The organism is Nakamurella sp., from assembly GCF_048594475.1.
Taxonomy (GTDB): Bacteria; Actinomycetota; Actinomycetes; order Mycobacteriales; family Nakamurellaceae; genus Nakamurella.
This window is the reverse complement of record NZ_JBMDXT010000515.1, coordinates 1-5,677: the sequence shown is the minus strand read 5'-3', so window position 1 is coordinate 5,677 and position 5,677 is coordinate 1. Positions and strand designations below refer to the sequence as shown.

Annotated in this window: 5 protein-coding genes; 2 read left to right on the top strand and 3 right to left on the bottom strand. The window is 72.1% G+C overall.

Features of this window, described 5'->3' with window-relative positions; genetic code table 11:
* Both acnA and ACOJUF_RS23320 read left to right on the top strand, forming a co-directional pair.
* On the top strand, positions 1-1,804 hold a 1,804-nt coding region (gene acnA / locus ACOJUF_RS23325; protein WP_420124198.1), incomplete at its 5' end, for an aconitate hydratase AcnA.
* A 9-nt stretch (positions 1,805-1,813) separates the two neighbouring features.
* On the top strand, positions 1,814-2,374 hold the full coding sequence (locus ACOJUF_RS23320; protein ID WP_420124197.1) for a TetR family transcriptional regulator: 561 nt from the start codon (positions 1,814-1,816) through the stop codon (positions 2,372-2,374).
* A gap of 271 nt (positions 2,375-2,645) precedes the next feature.
* Here ACOJUF_RS23320 and ACOJUF_RS23315 read toward each other — a convergent pair whose 3' ends face one another.
* The 3 genes from ACOJUF_RS23315 to ACOJUF_RS23305 form a co-directional block, all read right to left on the bottom strand.
* Positions 2,646-3,485, bottom strand: coding sequence for an enoyl-CoA hydratase/isomerase family protein (locus ACOJUF_RS23315; RefSeq protein WP_420124196.1), 840 nt, complete (start codon positions 3,483-3,485; stop codon positions 2,646-2,648).
* Positions 3,482-3,688 (bottom strand): helix-turn-helix domain-containing protein, encoded by a 207-nt coding sequence (locus ACOJUF_RS23310; RefSeq protein WP_395725803.1) that lies wholly within the window; start codon positions 3,686-3,688, stop codon positions 3,482-3,484. The genes ACOJUF_RS23315 and ACOJUF_RS23310 overlap by 4 nt, the downstream gene beginning before the upstream one ends.
* Positions 3,689-3,933: 245 nt before the next feature.
* Entirely contained in the window at positions 3,934-5,559 is a 1,626-nt protein-coding gene (locus tag ACOJUF_RS23305; protein ID WP_420124195.1) for an ABC-F family ATP-binding cassette domain-containing protein, read from the bottom strand.
* Between the last annotated feature and the right edge of the window lie 118 nt (positions 5,560-5,677).

Here is a 5,677-nt window from a genome sequence, read left to right as displayed (position 1 = left end):
GCACGACCCGGCCACGGAGCCGGTGTACTCGGAGTACCTGGAGCTGGATCTGTCGACGGTGGTGCCGTCCATCGCCGGCCCGAAGCGCCCGCAGGATCGGATCGAGCTGTCCGACGCCAAGGGCTCGTTCCGCAAGGCCGTCCACGACTACGTCGTGAACGGCAACGCCGCGCCGGAGACCAAGCTGGACGAGGCCGTCGAGGAGTCCTTCCCGGCCAGCGATCCGGCCTCGGTGAGCGCGGTGCACGCGGAGGAGGACGCCGACGCGGGCGTGGTCGCCGCGCTGCACAGTGCCGCCAACGGCGCCGCCGGCCGGCCGTCGAAGCCCACCCGGGTCTCCTCGCCGGAGCTGGGCGAGTTCGAGCTGGACCACGGCGCCGTGGTGATCGCCGCGATCACCTCGTGCACCAACACCTCCAACCCGTCGGTCATGCTCGGTGCCGCCCTGCTCGCCCGCAACGCGGTCAACAAGGGTCTGTCGGTCAAGCCGTGGGTCAAGACCACGATGGCGCCGGGCTCGCAGGTCGTCACCGACTACTACGACAAGGCGGGCTTGTGGCCCTACCTGGAGAAGCTGGGCTACAACCTGGTCGGCTACGGCTGCACCACGTGCATCGGCAACTCCGGCCCGCTGCCCGACGAGATCTCGGCCGCGGTCAACGAGGCCGACCTGACCGTCGTGTCGGTGCTGTCGGGCAACCGCAACTTCGAGGGCCGGATCAACCCGGACGTCAAGATGAACTACCTGGCCTCGCCGCCCCTGGTGATCGCCTACGCCCTGGCCGGCACGATGGACTTCGACTTCGACGAGCAGCCGCTCGGGCAGGATTCCGACGGGAACGACGTGTTCCTGAAGGACATCTGGCCGACGCCGCAGGAGATCCAGGAAACCATCGGCGCGGCGATCAACCAGGAGATGTTCGCGGCCAGCTACGCCGACGTCTTCGACGGCGGCGAGCGCTGGAAGTCGCTGCCCACCCCGGAGGGCAAGACCTTCGAGTGGGACGCCGACTCCACCTACGTCCGCAAGCCCCCGTATTTCGAGGGCATGCCGGCGCAGCCCGCCCCGGTCACCGACATCGCCGGCGCGCGGGTGCTGGCCAAGCTGGGTGACAGCGTCACCACCGACCACATCTCCCCCGCCGGCGCGATCAAGGCGGACACCCCGGCCGGCAAGTACCTCACCGAGCACGGCATCGCCCGCAAGGACTTCAACTCGTACGGCTCGCGCCGGGGCAACCACGAGGTGATGATCCGCGGCACGTTCGCCAACATCCGGCTGCGCAACCAGCTGCTGGACGACGTCCAGGGCGGCTACACCCGCGACTTCACGGTCGAGGGTGCGCCGCAGGCGTTCATCTACGACGCGGCCCAGAACTACGCCGCGGCCGGCACCCCGCTGGTCATCCTGGGTGGCAAGGAGTACGGCTCCGGCTCGTCCCGCGACTGGGCGGCCAAGGGCACCGCGCTGCTGGGCGTGCGGGCGGTCATCACCGAGTCGTTCGAGCGGATCCACCGGTCGAACCTGATCGGCATGGGCGTGATCCCGCTGCAGTTCCCCGACGGTGAATCGGCCAAGACCCTCGGCCTGACCGGCGACGAGACCTTCGACATCGCGGGGATCACCGAGCTCAACGAGGGCCGGACGCCGCGGACGGTGACGGTCACCGCGACCACGCCCTCGGGTGAGGTCACCGAGTTCGAGGCCAAGGTTCGCATCGACACCCCCGGTGAGGCCGACTACTACCGCAACGGCGGGATCATGCAGTACGTGCTGCGGAACCTGCTGGCCGGCTCGGCCTGACCCGGGCCGGTGCCCAGGGTCAGTCCTGATCGGCTCAAGGCCCGGCGGCAGCAGATCCTCGACGGCGCCCGCGCCTGTTTCGCCCGTCACGGTTACGAGGGCGCGACGGTGCGGGTGCTGGAGGAGGAGATCGGCCTGTCCCGCGGGGCGATCTTCCACCACTTCGCCGACAAGGAGGCGCTGTTCCTGGCCGTCGCCGAGCAGGACGCGGCGGCCATGCGCCAGACGGTGGCCGAGCACGGGCTGGTGCAGGTGATGCGGGAGATGATCGCCGCGCCGGACGCGCAACGGATCGGGACGCAGCTGGAGATCGCCCGCCGGCTGCGCACCGATCCGGCCTTCCGCGCGTCCTGGCAGCCCCAGCAGGCCTCGCTCGGCGCGGCCGTGCGCGACCGGCTGCGCCAGCAGCGGCAGCTCGGCAGCCTGCGTGCGGACGCCGAGATCGACGAGGTGGCGAGCTATCTCGAACTGGTCATGGAGGGCCTGACGGCCCACCTGGCCGCCGGCCTGCCGCCCGATCGCCTGGACCGCGTCCTGGACCTGGTCGAGGTGTCGGTCCGCCAGGGCTGACCGCCCCGGCCGCCCTGCCCGCGCGGATCAACAACGCCGGCGCGGACGATGTCGTCGACTGTCGTCCCACCGGTCCCATTCGGCGTGAGTTGATCCGCGCAGCGGTAGGGGTGGTCGGCGGCTGGCGGCGGTCAGCGCGGCGTCGGCGCGATCGGCGCAGCGTCGGCGCGATCGGCGCAGCGTCGGCGCGATCGGCGCAGCGTCGGCGCGATCGGCGCAGCGTCGGCGCGATCGGCGCGGCGTCGGCGCGATCGGCGCGGCGTCGGCGCGATCAGCGGGCGGCGTCGGAGTCGGCGGCCGCCTGCGCGGCCGCGGCCAGCCGCCCGATCAACGGAATCTGGGCGGCCCGTTCGGCCGCGCGCTGCTCGTCGGCGCTGCGGTCGAGCGCACCGACCAGCAGCCCCTTGACCGCCCGCACCGCGTCGACCGGGGACTCGACCAGGGCCGCGGCCAGGTCGGCCACCGCGGCGTCCAGATCGGCCGGCGGCACGCTGCACAGCGCCAGCCCGATCCGCACCGCCTCGTCCGCGTGGACGTGCCGGCCGGTCGCGCAGATCTCCAGCGCGCGCTGGTAGCCGACCAGCCGGACCAGCCGGCCGGTGCCGGTGAGATCGGGCACCAGCCCGAGGCCGACCTCGGCCATCCGGAACTCGGCGTCGTCGGCGACCACGATCAGGTCGCAGGCCAGGGCCAGCTGGAAGCCGGCGCCGACCGCGTGCCCGGCGACGGCGGCGATCGAGACGAACCGCGGGTCGGACAGCCAGGTGAAGGCGGACTGGAACTCCGCGATCAGGTCGTCCGCCACGCTCTGCGGTGCGCGGGCGATGGTGCCCAGCAAAGAGTCGGGCGTCGGCGCGAACGCCGACCGGTCCAGGCCCGCCGAGAACGACGGACCCTCGCCGCAAACGATCACCACCCGCACCTCGTCCGGCAGCACCGCTCCCAGATGGGCCAGCGCGGACCAGGTTTCGGGAAGCTGCGCGTTCCGGACGGCCGGCCGATCCAGCGACACGGTGGCCACCGGACCGTCGAGCCGCAGGACGACGTGCCCGCGGCGCAGCAGGTCCGGGTCCGGACCCGGCGGCGTGCCGGTGGCCGGGCCCCGGGTCACTTCTTCTTCGTGCGGGTGGCGCCGCCCCGGCCGCGCAACGGCACCTCGGCGTCCAGCAGCAGCCGGTGCACGAAGCCGTAGGACCGGCCGGTTCCCTCGGCGAGGGCGCGGATGCTCTGCCCCTTCTCGTACTTCTTGCGCAGATCGGCGGCCAGCTTGTCCCGGGCCGCGCCGGTGATCCGCGCGCCCTTCTTGATCGTCACGGTCTTGGCCGTCTTCGATCCGGCTGTCGCTGCTGTCTTCGATTCTGTGGCCACGTCGCCACCCCTCGGTAGGAGGCCCGGTCATTTCGGCGGTCGGGCGGTTGCTGTCGTCCATGATCGAACAGAACCCGTCGACCCGCCAGGCGAACGCCGAACCGACGACCGGCGCACACGATCGCCGACGGACGGGCCGCGGGCCGCCCACCCGACCGGAGGCCGCGCGGCCGGCGCCCGCCGGTCGGCCGTCAGGCCAGTTCGACCAGGTCCAGGTAGTCCGGCGACCAGTGGTCCTCGGTGCCGTCGGGCAGCAGGATCACCCGCTCCGGTTGGAGCGCGCTCACCGCCCCCGGATCGTGGGTGACCAGCACGACCGCACCGGCGTACGACCGCAGCGCCTCCAGCACCTGCTCCCGGCTGGCCGGATCCAGGTTGTTGGTCGGCTCGTCGAGCAGGAGCACGTTCGCCGCCGATGACACCAGCCCGGCCAGCGCGAGCCGGGTCTTCTCGCCGCCGGACAGGGTGCCCGCCGGCTGGTCGAGCTGCTCACCGGTGAACATGAACGAGCCCAGCAGGTTGCGCAGTTCCTGCGCTCCCGCGTCGGGCGCGGCATGCCGGGTGTTCTCCCAAACCGTCGCGTCCGGGTCGATCGTCTCGTGCTCCTGGGCGTAGTAGCCGAGCTTGAGCCCGTGCCCGGGGATGACCTCTCCGGTGTCCGGCCGTTCGCGTCCGCCGAGCAACCGCAGCAGGGTGGTCTTGCCGGCCCCGTTGAACCCGAGGACGACGACCCGGCTGCCCCGGTCGATCGCGAGGTCGACCCCGGTGAACACCTCCAGCGAGCCGTAGATCTTGGACAGGTTGGACGCGGTGAGCGGGGTGCGCCCGCAGGCCGCGGGCTGCGGGAACCGGATCCGGGCGACGCGATCGGCCACCCGGACGTCGTCGAGTCCGGACATCAGCTTCTCGGCCCGCCGCACCATCTGGTGCGCCGCGGCCGCCTTGGTCGCCTTGGCCCCGAGCTTGGCCGCCTGGGCCATCAGGGCGGACGCCTTCTTCTCGGCGTTGGCCCGCTCCCGGCGACGGCGCTGCTCGTCGGTGGCCCGTGCCTCCAGGTAGCGCGACCAGCCCATGTTGTACGGGTCCAGCTCGCCGCGGACGGCATCGAGGAACCAGACCTTGTTGACGACGGCGGCCAGCAGGTCGACGTCGTGCGAGATGATGACGACGCCGCCGGAGAACAACCGCAGGTAGTCCCGCAGCCAGACGATGGAGTCGGCGTCCAGGTGGTTGGTGGGCTCGTCGAGCAGCAGCATCGTGCCCGACCCGGCCCCGTCCTCGGCCCGGGCGGCGAACAGGATGCGGGCCAGTTCGACGCGCCGGCGCTGGCCGCCGGACAGCGTCTGCATCTTCTGCTCCAGGACGCGATCGGGCAGGCCCAGGTTCGAGCAGATGCGCGCCGCCTCGGACTCCGCCGCGTACCCGCCCAGCGCCGAGAAGCGCTCCTCGATCCGCCCGTACTGCCGGGTGGCGGCGTCCAGCTCATCGGGGTCGGTCAGCTCGGCCATCCGGATCTGGACCTTCTCCAGTTCGGCGACCAGGACGTCCAACCCTCGGGCCGACAGCACCCGGTTCTTCGCGGTGATCTCCAGATCGCCCTCGCGCGGATCCTGCGGCAGGTAGCCGATCGGAGCCGTGGCGGTGACCGTGCCGGCGTACGGCAAGGACTCGCCGGCCAGCACGCGCAGGGAGGTGGTCTTGCCGGCGCCGTTGCGCCCGACGAGCCCGATGCGGTCGCCCGGGTGGACGCGCAGTGTCGTATCGGCGAGCAGGATCCGGGTCCCGGCCCGCAATTCCAGACCGGTCGCGGTGATCACGTGGTCCGATTCTACCGGTCGCCGCGGGCCCACCGGTACCGGCGCCGCGGCCCGCGCGGGTGTGGATCACCGCGCGGATCAAAAAGCGCCGAATGTGACGGGTGGGGCGGAAGTCGAC